Below are 12,734 nucleotides of genomic sequence, written 5' to 3' on the forward strand. Positions count from 1 at the left end.
TTTTTACTCCTTTATTTCCTTAATAATAAGTGTGAAATTCTCCACACCCTCTTTTTGCACTAATTCAAAAAAATCCTTAATGCACTCTGTGCTTTCAAACACCACTCCATTGCCCTTTTTATACCCAAATAGGAGGCAGCCCTCTGTATCTTGCGGATAATTGCCGATGTGAATTAAGATTCTACGATTCCTAAAACTTGGCAAGACAGAATCACAAGTAAGTAAGAGTGCCTTGTTTCTACCATTTGGGCATTTAAAATGTGGATATGCTCTTGAAAGTCCTGCATTTTTAATAGAATCTGTCCATTCCAAAGCATATTCTCGTGCGATAATACGCTTATCTTGCTTTGGTGTGTCAGTAGATTCACCGATATTCTCACAAGTAAAGCAGCTCCATATCTCTTTTAAAGTGCCATTCTCTTGAATTTCATTCACACTCAATTTGCCTAGTGTAGAATCCTCGATTTTTGCGACATTTGGCTTTTTCACATCTTTGTGTTCGCTTAGTCGCTGCAGTATGATTTTGTATTTCATTTATTCTCCTTGTGATAAGATTGTAAGGCTTTCAACCGCCTCGATGTAGGCATAATATTGCGTGATATTTGCAGCTAAGCTCACAACAAAGGCGACCAAAACAATAAAGCGGACAAGTTTATAAGCAGTGCTATTCATTTTTGCCTCCTTTGCTCTCTTTATTGCCATTTTTAAAGGCAAGTAGCTCTTTTGCAAGATTTAGGGCTTTTTCAATTCCTAAGAATCCAAGTGCAGCAGCAATGCCTACTCGCGCAAGATAAGGCAAATCAGTAGCACTTAGAGTTGCATAGACAATCACACATAAAAATGATGAAGTAACTACACTTTTCAAAGCAACCTTAAGCAAGTAGCGCATATCATTTGATGTATCTTCTCTTTGCTCCTCGTTAAAAAAGCTCACAATCCCCGCTAAGATACCAACAACAACAATGGGTAAAAGCTCTAAATAATGTCCTGCTTCAATCATAGCATTACCTCCACTACACGCGCTACACTAAGTGCCACAGAGATGATAATCATCGCCCATAGGCTCTTATGCACGACAAACCAAAATCGCTTGTATGAAGGCGAAATATCGCAGTGATACTTGCCAATCAAAAACCAGCGAAAATAAAACCAAAATTGTTTGAGTTTTGGCATTGCTTTCATTGAATCTTGTCTCCTCTGCACATTTTTAAATCTCGCTCTAAAGCCTGTGTATAAGCAAAAATCGCTTTTACATCAACACTCACTTTGCCGCTTTTGCTTGGACGCTCTCTTTTTGCCACACTACACTTTGTGGGGATAAGCACCTCTACATATTCCACTCTTGCACACCCACTTAAGAGCAAAGCACTAAGGAGAAGAAGCATAAAACACTTGAAGTGCATATTCCACCTCCTGTAATTGCTTGAGGGCAGCTGTTGTAGAATCCGCAGCATCTCCATAAGATTCATATTCTTTTGTCTGCTGTGGATTATGTGAAGTGTAATAAGCTGATAGAAACTCTTGCTCTATATGCTTACTTTGCGCGTTATAAGATTCAATCTCTTCTTTTTGCAACGCTTGCTCTTTGATTGCCTTATTTTGATTAGCGAGATGATTTTGAAGCAATCTATTTTGCACCTTTGTGTCAATAACACTGATGTGCCAAAATAAAAGTACAGCAAAAATGCCAAAACACACCCCAAACACTCCATACATTTTCATATTCTCTCCTTTTTTGAAGATTCATCTCATACATAAATCTCCTTAATTCTTATCAAGTAATAAGAATCTATTGCCAAAGCAATGATGAAAGTTTAGTGGGGCTTAGGCTTTTAATTTCAAAAAATTCTTATAAAAAAACAATCGCACAAGTGTGTAAAGTTGTGATTTTAAAGTTTGCTTTGAAGAAAGGAGTTAAGAGCAATGAGAGAATTTTTCAATCAATAAAGGAGTATGTATGAGGACTATTACACCACTTCCCACACCGCCTAGTAGCAATGATACAACAAGCTTTGATATAAGAGCTGATGCGTTTATGGAATCTTTACCACAATTTGCTGAAGAACTTAATGCCTTTGGTTTAGATATGTCTAACATTGGCAAAAATACCTTTGAGAAAGCACAAGTTGTTATCAAAGAAGGTCAAAAAGAGCTTTTAGAGCAACACAACATCTATAAAGCACAAATAGAGCAAATGATTGAAGCAGCACAATTACTTATTGCAGCCCAAAGTGCAATTAAAAGCGATATGTGGAGCACGACTTTGCACTCTATTCTTTTTACCATTAAAAGCCTTATTCAAGAGCGCAAAGAATCTTTGCATTATAGGTCGAAAATCGGTCAATATGGGCTTTTTTTCCGCTCATCTTTGCCTCAAGGCTGGGTGAAAGCGGGGAGCTTACTCAAAAAAAGAGAATATCCCCTTGCGTATATGTATTTTAAAAACACAAGCAAAAGCTTGCAAGAGGACTGCCCTAAAGGATATTTTAGACTACCTAAGCCTAATGTCTATGCTAAAGGTTGCAGTGATTTTAAACGCGTGGGTGAATTTGAAAGAGAGGGCTTACCAAATATCAATGCAGGGAAGTATGTCAATGATAGCTGGAGATACTCTCTAGGCGGAAAAGGTGGGGGTAGTAGAGATGAGTGGGGTTGTGGCACATCACACGCGAATTTTGCATTAAGCAATTGGAATAGTATCTATGGACGCACAGATTCTGTGGAAGTCAATCATAACCTCTATTTAGAGGGCTTTTATGTGGGGTGGGCAAAATGAGGTTGAAATAAATGCCTAAAGGACGCAATATGAGTGCCCGAAGCACGGGCTTTTTGCAAGTGTGGATTAACTCCCACGAAGCAAGACATCAAATCAATAGAACAAGGAGTAAAAATGCTTACAGAACAGACACAACAAATGCAAACATTGCTAGAGATAAAAGCAGAACTTAACAAGCTAAGTAGCTTTGATTATGGCTTAGAGCAGCCATTGCAGATTCTCAATCATCACGCCGATGTGCTTAAGAGTGAGATTGACGCTCACATAAACACATTAAACACAGCTTTAAGAGATATAAATATCCGCTCAAAAAGGCTTTTGTCTATGCACCTTTATCGTGGCTTGGCTTATCAAGATATTATCAAAAATAGCAAGGGTGAGGTGATATGTTATGGTGATGTGTATATGCAAGGTTTGAGTGTTAATAATAACACAGGAAGTGGCAGAGCAAATGCTGCATTTTTTTCACGAGTTGGCTTACCGAGTGATATAGAATTTATTGAAGTCTTTGGTGGATACACGACCTTTTATGCTTTGCCAAAAGAGGGGAATTTCCTCTATGTGTGGGGAGCAAATGTGCAAGGTTGCGCAGGAGTAGGACACACGAATGCTTTAAGCTTGCCTGTGAGGGTAGATTTTCCCTCTAGGGTGGTAAAAGTATGCTGTGGCACTTCAGAATCTAATGCCAAACAATCCGCGATTGCCCTCCTTGAAAATGGCTTGGTATATGTGAGCGGGAGTAATTCCATAGGAGAGCTTGGAGTGGGGAATACTCTGCCTCTCTCCACTTTCACACAAAACCCACATTTAAGCGATATTAAAGACATTTTTCTTTGCAGTAATGGCAATGTGGGGCTGTTTATGGCTATTGATAATGAGGGCGCACTCTATGTATGCGGACACAATCAGCAAGGTGCGTGTGGCAATGGTGGCAATACAAATCTCACACTGCCCTTTAAGCTTAGCTTTAACCAAAAAGTCAAACTCGCCAAAGCAAGTATAAATACAAGCTCTAATGCGCATTATGCTACTTCTATGATTGTGCTAGAAGATGGGAGTGTGCGCGGAGCAGGATATGCGCTAGAGAATAATCTCTCTCAAAATGCAGCAGGGAATCTCAATATCTTTACCACACTCTTAAATGAGCAAGGAGAGCCTCTAAGCGAAATTGTTGATGTGTTTCCTGCAAGTATTGGCGGCACAAGCTTAGCATTAGATTCAAATGGCAATCTCTATGCGTGGGGCAAAGGAGCATATGGCTATGGCAATGATAATACGAGAGCTAATGCAAAAGCACAAAGAGTGCTAGAAAATGTAGAGAGTGTGCAGCATTGGGATAGAGCAAATACGCGTTGTGTAGCCAAACTCAAAGACACTCAAGCTCTGCTTGCCTTTGGATTTAATACTGATAGTGCGCTAGGTGTTGGCAATGCGAGCAACACAAGAGCGTGGAAGAATGTGCTTTTACCTCCTGCAATGAGTGAATATAAACTGCAATGTTTTGGAGCAGAGGCGTATTTAGTAATTATAGCAGATAATGACATCTATGCGTGCGGAACAAGCAAAGATGGAAGTATCAAATACACCACACCCACATTACAAAAACAATAAGGAGGATTCTATGCAAATATATGAATTAAGCAAGGACAAGGTTTTGAGAGTGAGCGGGAGCTTTGAGTATATCGGCGAGATTGATGGCAAAGTCTATGTAAAAGGCGAACATTTAAGTGAGCCTTTTATTCCCTCAATCTTGCCACAAAGCCTTGTAGATTCTATACAACTCGCTTTAACGCGTGCGCGTGTAGAAAAAGAAAAAGAGATGAATGCAAAATGTAATGAGCTTTTGACATATTTTGAAAGCGATGCGCTAGGAGAGAGCTATATCTATGATATGAGTGTAGAAGACCAGCTTAACCTTTTAGGATTATTCTTAGCAAAAAGTGATGGATTCTTACGAGCGCGTAAGGGCAGTGAATCTAAGGCAAATTATTCTCACACAAAGGCGCAAATAAGCAAACTCTATGCAGACAGCCTCGCTCATAAAAATAGAATCTTATCTCAATGTGGGGTTTTAAAAAGTTATCTTTTGGAGCTAGATTCAATAGAGGCAATCAATGCGCTTAAATGGGAGGATTATGAGAATATTCAAGGAACAAACTAGGGCGGGATAATCCCGCACTTTCTTAAAATAGAATCTAGCTTTTTACCTTCACGATTGATATTAATTTCATTAGCATATAAAGCCCATTTTTACCAAACTATCTTGTATGTTACTCATCAATATCCTTGCATATTTGCTCTAAATCCAGCTTTTTAATAGATTCAATCTTTGCTTGTTGCAATCTTTGCGCTTCTTTATCATTGTGAGCAAGCCCAAGATAATATTCTTTTAAAGAATCTGATGAGTGGTTTTCAATTTTGCCCTCATTGGGTCTCATATTCCCGCCAAAAACCTTATTCATTGAAGTTTCTACTGCTTGTCTAATCTCTTCTTTTTTCATTTGTCACTCCTTAACAAAATGAAATACATTTTCCTTATTAAGCATACCCTTATGCCAAGCAAGCTTTTTGTATAATAATCGGATTTTACTTTTATAAAATAAAATGTGAAATTCTAGTGTGTTTTTTCATATTTTAGGTAACAAAAAAAACACATTTCTTGTTTCTTTTTCACTCCTCCATAGATTTTCCTTCCCTCTTCCTAGCCTCCCTTATTATCTCTCGTATCGTATTTTCGCTCAAATTATACTTATGCGCCAAAAATGCAGCATTATAGCCATTAAATTCCTGCACAATGTGCTCTTTCGCATTTGGGGAGACTTTGGGGATATAGATACTCACGCCCCCATAAGTCTTATAGATTTTCTCCCAACTCATACCATTTTTGTAGCTCTCACAAATGTGTTCAAGTAGATTCTTATCCATTATCGCTCTCCTATGATTTTTTGTAGTCCTGTGATGATTTTACTCGCCTCTGCTTTATCTAACGCCCATAAAGGCTTATATGCGCCAATTTGTCGCGTGATAAACCTCCTCTTTGCTTCATATCCAAAGCCTCTTTGTTTCATTATCGTTTCAATCTTTGCCCTCTGTGCCGCGCTTATGCTGCCCTTTCTTTGTATATAATCCCTATCAGGTGCTTTAGAATCTAAAATATCAAGCACCTCTTGTAGCTCTGCTTCATTAAGGAATCTACAAGAATCCACACCATAGCGCACAAGTAGCCAAGATTCCCACGCCTGTGCTTCCTTGATGAGCTTGTATTTTGGGTGCGTATGGATAGCACATAGCATTGATTGTTGAGTTCGCATATTCTCTCCTATCGTGCTTTAAAGCTATTTTTAATGCCCTAATGCCTCAATCTTAGGCTCAATGCGGAAGTTATCTTTCACCACGCGCTTCAATCCAAGCTTGACTAATGAGCCTTCATCTAGCTCTGCCAAAGCCTCTTTATTTGGCTTCTCCTCATAAATGAGGCAATCCCTTAGCCCAAAGCTTTTAATTGCAGCAATTAAAGATTCCACCTTTGACTTCACGCGCGGGATACTTACAGATTTACTCAAGCGATAGCCAATGATGCCAAAGACTAGCTCTTTGCTTCGCTTATCTGCAAAATCTGCCTTGTGAGATTCACAAAAAGATTCAATCTCTGCGCGGATAAAGTTTGCCTCATTATTAAGGCTTTCTACTTGAGGTTTGTATTCCTCTTTAATCTTGTTACAAGCAAGCGTTACTTCACCCTCAATATGAGCAATCGCCACTTCAATTTCACACAACCTTTTAAGATTCATATCCACATCTTCAAAGCTTTTTAATTCCATTGAATCCCTCCTTTGTCTCTACTTACCACATCAACGCATTTATAACCATTTATCGCCTCATTCACGCCTCCTTTGAGAAATATATACTCATTATTCACAAAGTAATGTGTGCTTAAATACCTTGCCTTGCGCCCATAAATATAAAAGGGCTTAAACAATTCAGCCTTGCTCATATTTTCCTCCTTACACAATAATCATACTCACCGCTTGAGCGATAATGTCTTTATCAAGCTTCACATTGTGTAGCTCTGCTAGTCGCGCTGCTTTTGCGTAGAGCTTTGCACTGCTTCTAAAATTACCCTTTGTATAGGCGTGTATGCCTTGAGTAAAGAGTGCCCCGCATTCCTCTTGGGAGAGACCTTTCATATTCCATTTGCCACCTATGCGTGAGTAGAGCTGTCGCAATTCACCATTTTTACCTATAAGATTCTTTAAGAGAATCTCCGTGCCAAAAAGGATAAGAGGGCAGGAGCTAAAATCCCAAATCCTGCGTAAATCTTCTAACGCCCTCACACTCAAATGCTCCGCTTCATCAATGAGAATCACCACATCGCGCCTCTTAAGCTCTTTAGCTATCAAAATCACTTTTTCGTGGAGATTTCTCCCGCCGCTGATATGCAATCTCTCGCATAGCTCATCTAAAATCACTCTAGCAGTGCTATGGAGTGTGGCTTCAATGAGAATCACATTTGGATGAATACGCGCATAATCTTTAGCAATCGTGCTTTTGCCACTCCCTGCACAGCCTACGATAATGGCAATCTCTTTATCTCTCACTGCCTCATTCATTACAAAATCAGCCATTTGCTTATCGTGGCTTTCATAGACTTGCACATTTTCTTTTTTTGTGCCTCTTTTGTTTTTGTTTGCATAATCATCAAGGTAGAGCTTGATTTTGCGCCCTAGCTCTTTATTATTGCCCTTATACTCGCCCTTGCGAAAGGTAGAGATACTCGCGCTACTAATGCCTAAAGCTCTACCCAAAGCCGCTTGAGAGAGTCCTTGAGATTCTAAAAATATCTCTAGCTCCTCTCGCACTTGATTTAAATCTAAAGTTTTCATAGAATGCTCCTTTCCTAGCAGTGGGGTATATCCCCCACTGCGATAAAATATTGCGCTTCTCACAAGCGCAAACCTCTTAAGGCGTTGTAGGGGTGGGGGATTTTTAAGGGGGAGGGAGCGACTTCGCAATTTAAGCCCCTCCCCCTTATATAAAATCTTACTTTGTAGCAAGTGAATCACTCTTTGTTCGCCCTAACCCTTTATTTAGCTTCTAACCGCGTTTGAGCACTGCTGCTTCCCAGCTCACATCTTTTATATTTTTTGTTTGTGCTTCATTTTTTACCTCCTTTGTAGTATCTAAGATTCCATCTCCCGCAGCCTTTTTACGCGCCTCATCTAAAAGTTTTGCTTGATAGAGATTGCTATCATTAATGGCTTTAAGCTTAGGCATATGCGTTTTTGGCATTTTCTTGTGCGCTTGTAAAAGCATTTGTGGGAATTGTGCCTCCACTTCTGCGCGTGCCTCTTGCATTTTGCCTTTGCGCGCTTTAAGCTCTTTATAAAAGATTTTTTGCGCATTCCGCGCCATTTCCGCACTCATCTCCTCGCTATCAAGATTTGACGCTACGCCAATGAAGCGGTGCTGCTCGTCATACATAAAAAGCTCTTTGGTGTTATTGATATTAACTGCCACAAATACGCTTGTATGTGCGAACATAGCAGCACTTTGATACCATAGCCCACCATAGGCGATACCTTTTTTATTGACAGCGCGTCTCTCAAGTGGGCTAAGTCGTGCGATAAGCTCATATTCGTGGATTCTCACCGCTTCATCTACACGCGCGTTATATGCCTCTGTGGGCGTGGCATTCAATCGCTCAAGGTAGGCATTATTCATAAAAGATTGCGTGTAGATATCTATCATCTGCCCTAGCTCTTTAAGCGTGTGGAGATTGGTTTGATTGCTTTTTTGACCTCTTTTAAGTCGCCTTTGAGCGCGAGAGAAGAAAAATTCAATGGCTTGTCTTTGGCTCACACTATGCCCGATATAGCCTTTAATCCATTCCATAAGGTGATTTTGCAAACGCGCAAAGTTGCGCTCCACATAGGGCTTACACCACCCCGCATACGCTTTAGCTTTGATATGCTCTATTTCAAGTCGCATAAGCACTTCTTTGATATATTTACTCACAAACGCACTGCCATTGTCGCTTTTAATGCACTTTGGTTTGCCATAGGTAGTGATGTATTTGGCAATGGCGCGGCTTACCCCTAGCGCATTTTCGGTATCGCTGATATGGAAGCTACACACGCCACTATAAGTATCAATGAGTGAAATAAGCACAAATCGCTTTTGCCAAGATTCTATGTTCTCTACTTTAAGCCCTAGAGCGCGCGCTATCTCACTTGTATCAATAATGGCATCAATGCTTGTGGCATCTATCTCTACGATTTGATTAATAGAATCCACTGCATAGTTGCTTTGCCCTAATGCAGGGAGGAAATTCCCCACTGCTGCATCTTCGCCACGAGAGATGATTTTTGCTTCTATGGGGTGAGCTTTTAAGTAAGCCTTGACATATCGCTCAAGCACACAATAGCTTATCACTTCATCGCGCTTGGCTAAGAAATCTGCTAATTCTATTTTACCTAAACTATCAAGATGAATATGCAGCATTCTATGTAATGAGGAGATATTCACCCTGCCACGACTTGCCAAAATAAGCTTGTTTGTGAGTTCCTCTAATCCAAGCTCTTTAATCTTGCTTTGCTCTTTTCTATTTTTGCCCCTCTCATCAAGCAATCCATTAATGCCACTTTGTTTATATGCTCTCTGCCACGCATAGAGCTTATTTTCGCTTAAAGTGATAGAGTATTGCCCACCTGCGTTGGTAAGGGCGATAAAGTCTTTTGCATTCACGCCTCTTGCCTTATATGCTTCCCATTCTTTGATAATGGATTTTTTCTCTAGGGCGAGATGTTGCTGCTTTTGGGTGGATTTGGCAAATGCGCTTAAAGGATTTTTGCAAGTGTGGATTAGCACTTCGTGCGAATGTATGTGAGAATCTTGTTTCAAAGCACTTAGAACATCATCAGTGTCTCTATCATCGCTTGCATATTCATTCTTGCTTGTGTCCAAGTGTATAGATTCTGATGATGATATAAATGCTTTGTTATGCGCCACTCTCTCTTTTTTATAGTTAGAAGTGCCTATTTTATGAGGTGTTGTAGGTGTTGTAAGATTGGTTTGCGTATGAGATTCTATAAATGCAGTAGATTGCGCAGAATCTGTGTTTGAAAGATATGCTGCATATTCAGTATTTGGGTGGGCTACTTGAGTTGAGCCAAGTGTTGGGTGCTTTTGGTAGAAAAGAGAATCTACTCGCTCTTGTGCGTAAGATTCCATAAACGCTTCCGCCTCTGCTTGTGTCTTAAATGGCTCACTCCAAATGCGAAGGACTTTACCAGAGTTGCCTCCAATATGTCCATTTGCATACAATATAGGACAAAATTTGCCTATAATTTTACAAATTTTTTTGTCGCATTTTGAATTGCGTTGAATTGTTTTATATAGGGTATCTATTTTAACGCTATGCGCTTTTGCAAACTCCCTGCTACTTACCCATTGTCCCATTTATGCCACCTACGCGACTTTAAAGCCACTTTGCTCTAAGAGTTTTCTTAGCTTTTTTGATTTGCCTCTTATGCCTTTGATTCTACCCTTAGATATATCTTTTATAATGAGATAATCTGCATCACTCAAGCACATCGCCTTGCACCAAGTGCGTAGCTTAATGCCTTTTTGAGACATTTGTTGCATAAGAGAATCTTTTTGCATTTTTACTCCTTTTGTGCTACAATCCAATCTAACCTCCACCAAAAAGGTGAAGGAAGATTGTTTGCATCAAGCTTCTATCTTTATTCTAAGTTTGCCTACTCGGATAAAGACTTGAAGCTTGATTTTCACAACCTTTTTGAACTTGAAACATAACATCTCAAATCTTTCAGGCTGATTTCCCACCCTCCCGACCACTTTTAAGATTTTCTATCTTTATGATATAATTACCTCAAAAGTGATGTAATTATAGGACATTTTCTACCTATTGTCAAGTATTATAGGTAAATTTTGTCAGAAATAAGGATTTTATGATGATTAGGGAATTAAGAGAGGATATGGGATTAAGCCAAATAGAGTTAGCAGAGGCTATCGGTGTTTCAGAACGGACTATGCGTAGATATGAACAGGAAGAAGATTCTATACAGATTGGGACATTAAAAAAAATATTTGATGTGTTAGGTATGTCCAGCAATAACTCTTTTTTTGTCCAGCAAATGTCCAGCAATCCTATAAATGATGTCCAGCATTCTAAGAATGTTACTAAGTCGTTACTAAGTCCTGTTACTAAGTCATCTAATGCGTGTTACTTAGTCGAAGAAAACGAAAATGTCCATAAGTCGTCCCTTAGTCAATCTTTCTACACTATCCCTGTCCTTTCTATTAAAGCAAGTGCAGGACGTGGGAATGATATAATGGAGCTTGAAAGCTATGAGAGTGGGGAAGTGATGTGTATAGATAAAGGCTTTTTCAAATCCCCGCCAAATGCAAAGGTGCGTATAATCCAAGTAGATGGTTATTCAATGATACCTATGCTTTTACCCGATAGCTGGGTTATATTTGAGGAATCTGATGTGTGGCGTGGCGATGGGCTATATGTGTTAAATTATGATAATGAACTTATGGTAAAGCTTTTGCAGAAGCTGCCAAATGGTAATTTGGAGATTATTAGTGCAAACAAAGACTATAAAAGCTTTGTTATTGAGCGTGATACACAATCAGTTGTGCGTATAGTGGGCAAAGTATTACGTTCTATTTTGTAGGCTTATAATTGTGATTTATGCCTTGAAGTATGTATGGTTTTGTTGAGGATTTTGTCAGTTTTGTCTAAAAAGTGTCAAAAGATTTGCTGCCACTTTGATTTTTCAAATATTCCTCATACTCTCGCACTTTGCTTTATTTGATTAACTTCTCTCTCACTTTGATACTTGACAAAACTATACAGAATACAAATACCTAAAAAGATGGTGGTTATAAAATTTTAAGTTATTTTGAGTTAGAATTTACATTTTGACCCATAGCGCAATGTGGGCTAAAGTTTTAAAAAGGGCTTTTCAAAAAGGATAGGAATGTTTTTGGTGAATCTACTTTATAAGGAAATCCTATGCTAACCCTACGCAAAGCAAATGAGAGGGGGCATTTTAACCACGGCTGGCTTGATACCCACCATAGCTTTTCTTTTGCAGGATACTATGATGAGCGATTTATGGGCTTTAGCGCGTTGCGCGTGATAAACGAAGATAGGGTATCGCCTCAAAGTGGCTTTGGGACGCACTCGCACAAGGATATGGAGATACTCACCTATGTCCTAAGCGGCAGCATCACGCATAGAGATAGTATGGGCAATGAGCAATCTCTCTCAAGTGGCGAGTTTCAAATAATGAGTGCTGGGAGCGGTATCACGCATTCGGAATTTAATCTTTTGGATACGCCCTTGCATTTTTATCAAATCTGGATTGAGCCAAATGAGCTAGGCATAAATCCGCGATATGAGCAAAAATCCTTTGACACACACGAGAGCAAGACCCTGATTCTTTCGCCAAATGCCACAGATCAATCCTTTAAAGTGTATCAAGATATGTATCTATGGCGATACCAAAATATCACAAATGAGCACTTTTCTATCAAGCCAAAGCGCAGGGCATATATCCAAGTCGTGCGAGGCAGTCTAGAGATAGCCTCCGCCCACACACAAGCCTTTTGCACCCAAACAAGCGATGGCGTGATGTGCTGTGCAGAAGAATCTTTTAGCCTAAAAGGCTTAGATTCAGAAAATGAAGTGCTTATTTTTGATTTGCCTTAAGCATATTTTTGTAAGCAATGGTATTTATTTCATTACAAAAAACCCCATAGAATTTAATATGAAAGGACATACTATGAAAGATATAACACATAATTCCCATAATGCTTATAAACTAACGGGGGGGGGGGATAAAGCAACTTCTCTCTAATGCATTTGCCCCACACTCCCGTAAAGGTGCTTTTTTCTTTTTCATATTTCTTTTTGTTTATTGTATAG

At 39.4% G+C, this 12,734-nt stretch carries 21 protein-coding genes; 7 read left to right on the top strand and 14 right to left on the bottom strand.

The window, feature by feature from the left end; translation table 11 throughout:
* Positions 1 to 3 precede the first annotated feature (3 nt).
* Genes LS65_RS08915 through LS65_RS08935 form a run of 6 tightly spaced genes read right to left on the bottom strand, consistent with a single transcriptional unit; the run spans position 4 to position 1,722 of the window.
* Entirely contained in the window at positions 4 to 534 is a 531-nt protein-coding gene (locus tag LS65_RS08915; RefSeq protein ID WP_138129846.1) for a DUF5675 family protein, read from the bottom strand.
* The gene (locus LS65_RS09830; RefSeq protein ID WP_161976266.1) at positions 535 to 672 is read right to left on the bottom strand and encodes a hypothetical protein; all 138 of its coding nucleotides are present in this window, start codon (positions 670 to 672) and stop codon (positions 535 to 537) included. It abuts the gene before it with no gap.
* Complete coding sequence (locus LS65_RS08920) at positions 665 to 1,000, bottom strand: phage holin family protein (protein ID WP_052061192.1); 336 nt, start codon at positions 998 to 1,000, stop codon at positions 665 to 667. Before LS65_RS08920 ends, LS65_RS09830 begins: the two co-directional genes overlap by 8 nt.
* Positions 997 to 1,182, bottom strand: a complete 186-nt coding sequence (locus LS65_RS08925) for a hypothetical protein (RefSeq protein WP_034363843.1) — start codon at positions 1,180 to 1,182, stop codon at positions 997 to 999. Before LS65_RS08925 ends, LS65_RS08920 begins: the two co-directional genes overlap by 4 nt.
* Complete coding sequence (locus tag LS65_RS08930) at positions 1,179 to 1,403, bottom strand: hypothetical protein (RefSeq protein ID WP_236096697.1); 225 nt, start codon at positions 1,401 to 1,403, stop codon at positions 1,179 to 1,181. Before LS65_RS08930 ends, LS65_RS08925 begins: the two co-directional genes overlap by 4 nt.
* Positions 1,369 to 1,722, bottom strand: coding sequence for a hypothetical protein (locus LS65_RS08935; RefSeq protein ID WP_034363839.1), 354 nt, complete (start codon positions 1,720 to 1,722; stop codon positions 1,369 to 1,371). Before LS65_RS08935 ends, LS65_RS08930 begins: the two co-directional genes overlap by 35 nt.
* Before the next feature lie 235 nt (positions 1,723 to 1,957).
* Between LS65_RS08935 and LS65_RS08940 the strand changes: the two genes are divergently transcribed.
* The 4 genes from LS65_RS08940 to LS65_RS08950 are packed head-to-tail and all read left to right on the top strand — an operon-like array spanning position 1,958 to position 4,937.
* Positions 1,958 to 2,776 (top strand): hypothetical protein, encoded by an 819-nt coding sequence (locus LS65_RS08940; protein WP_034363838.1) that lies wholly within the window; start codon positions 1,958 to 1,960, stop codon positions 2,774 to 2,776.
* 29 nt (positions 2,777 to 2,805) lie between these two features.
* Positions 2,806 to 2,949, top strand: a complete 144-nt coding sequence (locus tag LS65_RS09835) for a hypothetical protein (RefSeq protein WP_161976267.1) — start codon at positions 2,806 to 2,808, stop codon at positions 2,947 to 2,949.
* Complete coding sequence (locus LS65_RS08945; RefSeq protein WP_034363836.1) at positions 2,891 to 4,387, top strand: RCC1 domain-containing protein; 1,497 nt, start codon at positions 2,891 to 2,893, stop codon at positions 4,385 to 4,387. The genes LS65_RS09835 and LS65_RS08945 overlap by 59 nt, the downstream gene beginning before the upstream one ends.
* A 10-nt stretch (positions 4,388 to 4,397) precedes the next feature.
* Positions 4,398 to 4,937, top strand: a complete 540-nt coding sequence (locus tag LS65_RS08950) for a hypothetical protein (protein ID WP_034363834.1) — start codon at positions 4,398 to 4,400, stop codon at positions 4,935 to 4,937.
* A 109-nt stretch (positions 4,938 to 5,046) separates the two neighbouring features.
* On the opposite strand, the gene LS65_RS08955 is transcribed toward LS65_RS08950, so the two are convergent.
* From LS65_RS08955 to LS65_RS08990, 8 genes are all read right to left on the bottom strand, one after another.
* Positions 5,047 to 5,277 (bottom strand): hypothetical protein, encoded by a 231-nt coding sequence (locus tag LS65_RS08955; protein WP_034363831.1) that lies wholly within the window; start codon positions 5,275 to 5,277, stop codon positions 5,047 to 5,049.
* Positions 5,278 to 5,446: 169 nt separating this feature from the next.
* A complete protein-coding gene (locus LS65_RS08960) occupies positions 5,447 to 5,701 on the bottom strand; it encodes a Mor transcription activator family protein (protein WP_034363830.1) in 255 nt (84 codons plus the stop codon).
* Positions 5,701 to 6,087, bottom strand: a complete 387-nt coding sequence (locus tag LS65_RS08965; protein WP_052061191.1) for a phage protein GemA/Gp16 family protein — start codon at positions 6,085 to 6,087, stop codon at positions 5,701 to 5,703. The genes LS65_RS08960 and LS65_RS08965 overlap by 1 nt, the downstream gene beginning before the upstream one ends.
* Positions 6,088 to 6,117: 30 nt before the next feature.
* Positions 6,118 to 6,597 carry a host-nuclease inhibitor Gam family protein gene (locus LS65_RS08970; protein WP_034363827.1) on the bottom strand — a complete coding sequence of 160 codons (480 nt, stop codon included), beginning with the start codon at positions 6,595 to 6,597 and terminating at the stop codon, positions 6,118 to 6,120.
* A complete protein-coding gene (locus tag LS65_RS08975) occupies positions 6,588 to 6,770 on the bottom strand; it encodes a hypothetical protein (RefSeq protein ID WP_034363826.1) in 183 nt (60 codons plus the stop codon). The genes LS65_RS08970 and LS65_RS08975 overlap by 10 nt, the downstream gene beginning before the upstream one ends.
* Positions 6,771 to 6,780: 10 nt before the next feature.
* Positions 6,781 to 7,659 carry an AAA family ATPase gene (locus LS65_RS08980; RefSeq protein WP_138129847.1) on the bottom strand — a complete coding sequence of 293 codons (879 nt, stop codon included), beginning with the start codon at positions 7,657 to 7,659 and terminating at the stop codon, positions 6,781 to 6,783.
* Positions 7,660 to 7,870: 211 nt separating this feature from the next.
* Positions 7,871 to 10,234: a DDE-type integrase/transposase/recombinase gene (locus tag LS65_RS08985; RefSeq protein ID WP_138129848.1), complete on the bottom strand. Its 2,364-nt coding sequence runs from the start codon at positions 10,232 to 10,234 to the stop codon at positions 7,871 to 7,873.
* 9 nt (positions 10,235 to 10,243) lie between these two features.
* Positions 10,244 to 10,438 (bottom strand): hypothetical protein, encoded by a 195-nt coding sequence (locus LS65_RS08990; RefSeq protein WP_138129849.1) that lies wholly within the window; start codon positions 10,436 to 10,438, stop codon positions 10,244 to 10,246.
* A gap of 308 nt (positions 10,439 to 10,746) precedes the next feature.
* Here LS65_RS08990 and LS65_RS08995 point away from each other — a divergent pair, with 308 nt between their 5' ends.
* The 3 genes from LS65_RS08995 (at position 10,747) to LS65_RS09840 (ending at position 12,666) form a co-directional block, all read left to right on the top strand.
* On the top strand, positions 10,747 to 11,478 hold the full coding sequence (locus LS65_RS08995; protein WP_236096698.1) for a LexA family transcriptional regulator: 732 nt from the start codon (positions 10,747 to 10,749) through the stop codon (positions 11,476 to 11,478).
* A gap of 341 nt (positions 11,479 to 11,819) precedes the next feature.
* Positions 11,820 to 12,518, top strand: a complete 699-nt coding sequence (locus tag LS65_RS09000; protein ID WP_034361714.1) for a pirin family protein — start codon at positions 11,820 to 11,822, stop codon at positions 12,516 to 12,518.
* Complete coding sequence (locus LS65_RS09840; RefSeq protein ID WP_161976268.1) at positions 12,490 to 12,666, top strand: hypothetical protein; 177 nt, start codon at positions 12,490 to 12,492, stop codon at positions 12,664 to 12,666. Before LS65_RS09000 ends, LS65_RS09840 begins: the two co-directional genes overlap by 29 nt.
* Positions 12,667 to 12,734 lie beyond the last annotated feature (68 nt).

It is taken from the genome of Helicobacter japonicus, assembly GCF_000762845.2.
Lineage (GTDB): Bacteria > Campylobacterota > Campylobacteria > Campylobacterales > Helicobacteraceae > Helicobacter_C > Helicobacter_C japonicus.

Coding starts and splice junctions, on each gene's coding strand:
- LS65_RS08915 (WP_138129846.1), bottom strand. CDS start 534: ATGAAATACAAAATCATACTGCAGCGACTAAGCGAACACAAAGATGTG.
- LS65_RS09830 (WP_161976266.1), bottom strand. CDS start 672: ATGAATAGCACTGCTTATAAACTTGTCCGCTTTATTGTTTTGGTCGCC.
- LS65_RS08920 (WP_052061192.1), bottom strand. CDS start 1,000: ATGATTGAAGCAGGACATTATTTAGAGCTTTTACCCATTGTTGTTGTT.
- LS65_RS08925 (WP_034363843.1), bottom strand. CDS start 1,182: ATGAAAGCAATGCCAAAACTCAAACAATTTTGGTTTTATTTTCGCTGG.
- LS65_RS08930 (WP_236096697.1), bottom strand. CDS start 1,403: ATGCACTTCAAGTGTTTTATGCTTCTTCTCCTTAGTGCTTTGCTCTTA.
- LS65_RS08935 (WP_034363839.1), bottom strand. CDS start 1,722: ATGAAAATGTATGGAGTGTTTGGGGTGTGTTTTGGCATTTTTGCTGTA.
- LS65_RS08940 (WP_034363838.1), top strand. CDS start 1,958: ATGAGGACTATTACACCACTTCCCACACCGCCTAGTAGCAATGATACA.
- LS65_RS09835 (WP_161976267.1), top strand. CDS start 2,806: ATGAGTGCCCGAAGCACGGGCTTTTTGCAAGTGTGGATTAACTCCCAC.
- LS65_RS08945 (WP_034363836.1), top strand. CDS start 2,891: ATGCTTACAGAACAGACACAACAAATGCAAACATTGCTAGAGATAAAA.
- LS65_RS08950 (WP_034363834.1), top strand. CDS start 4,398: ATGCAAATATATGAATTAAGCAAGGACAAGGTTTTGAGAGTGAGCGGG.
- LS65_RS08955 (WP_034363831.1), bottom strand. CDS start 5,277: ATGAAAAAAGAAGAGATTAGACAAGCAGTAGAAACTTCAATGAATAAG.
- LS65_RS08960 (WP_034363830.1), bottom strand. CDS start 5,701: ATGGATAAGAATCTACTTGAACACATTTGTGAGAGCTACAAAAATGGT.
- LS65_RS08965 (WP_052061191.1), bottom strand. CDS start 6,087: ATGCGAACTCAACAATCAATGCTATGTGCTATCCATACGCACCCAAAA.
- LS65_RS08970 (WP_034363827.1), bottom strand. CDS start 6,597: ATGGAATTAAAAAGCTTTGAAGATGTGGATATGAATCTTAAAAGGTTG.
- LS65_RS08975 (WP_034363826.1), bottom strand. CDS start 6,770: ATGAGCAAGGCTGAATTGTTTAAGCCCTTTTATATTTATGGGCGCAAG.
- LS65_RS08980 (WP_138129847.1), bottom strand. CDS start 7,659: ATGAAAACTTTAGATTTAAATCAAGTGCGAGAGGAGCTAGAGATATTT.
- LS65_RS08985 (WP_138129848.1), bottom strand. CDS start 10,234: ATGGGACAATGGGTAAGTAGCAGGGAGTTTGCAAAAGCGCATAGCGTT.
- LS65_RS08990 (WP_138129849.1), bottom strand. CDS start 10,438: ATGCAAAAAGATTCTCTTATGCAACAAATGTCTCAAAAAGGCATTAAG.
- LS65_RS08995 (WP_236096698.1), top strand. CDS start 10,747: ATGATGATTAGGGAATTAAGAGAGGATATGGGATTAAGCCAAATAGAG.
- LS65_RS09000 (WP_034361714.1), top strand. CDS start 11,820: ATGCTAACCCTACGCAAAGCAAATGAGAGGGGGCATTTTAACCACGGC.
- LS65_RS09840 (WP_161976268.1), top strand. CDS start 12,490: ATGAAGTGCTTATTTTTGATTTGCCTTAAGCATATTTTTGTAAGCAAT.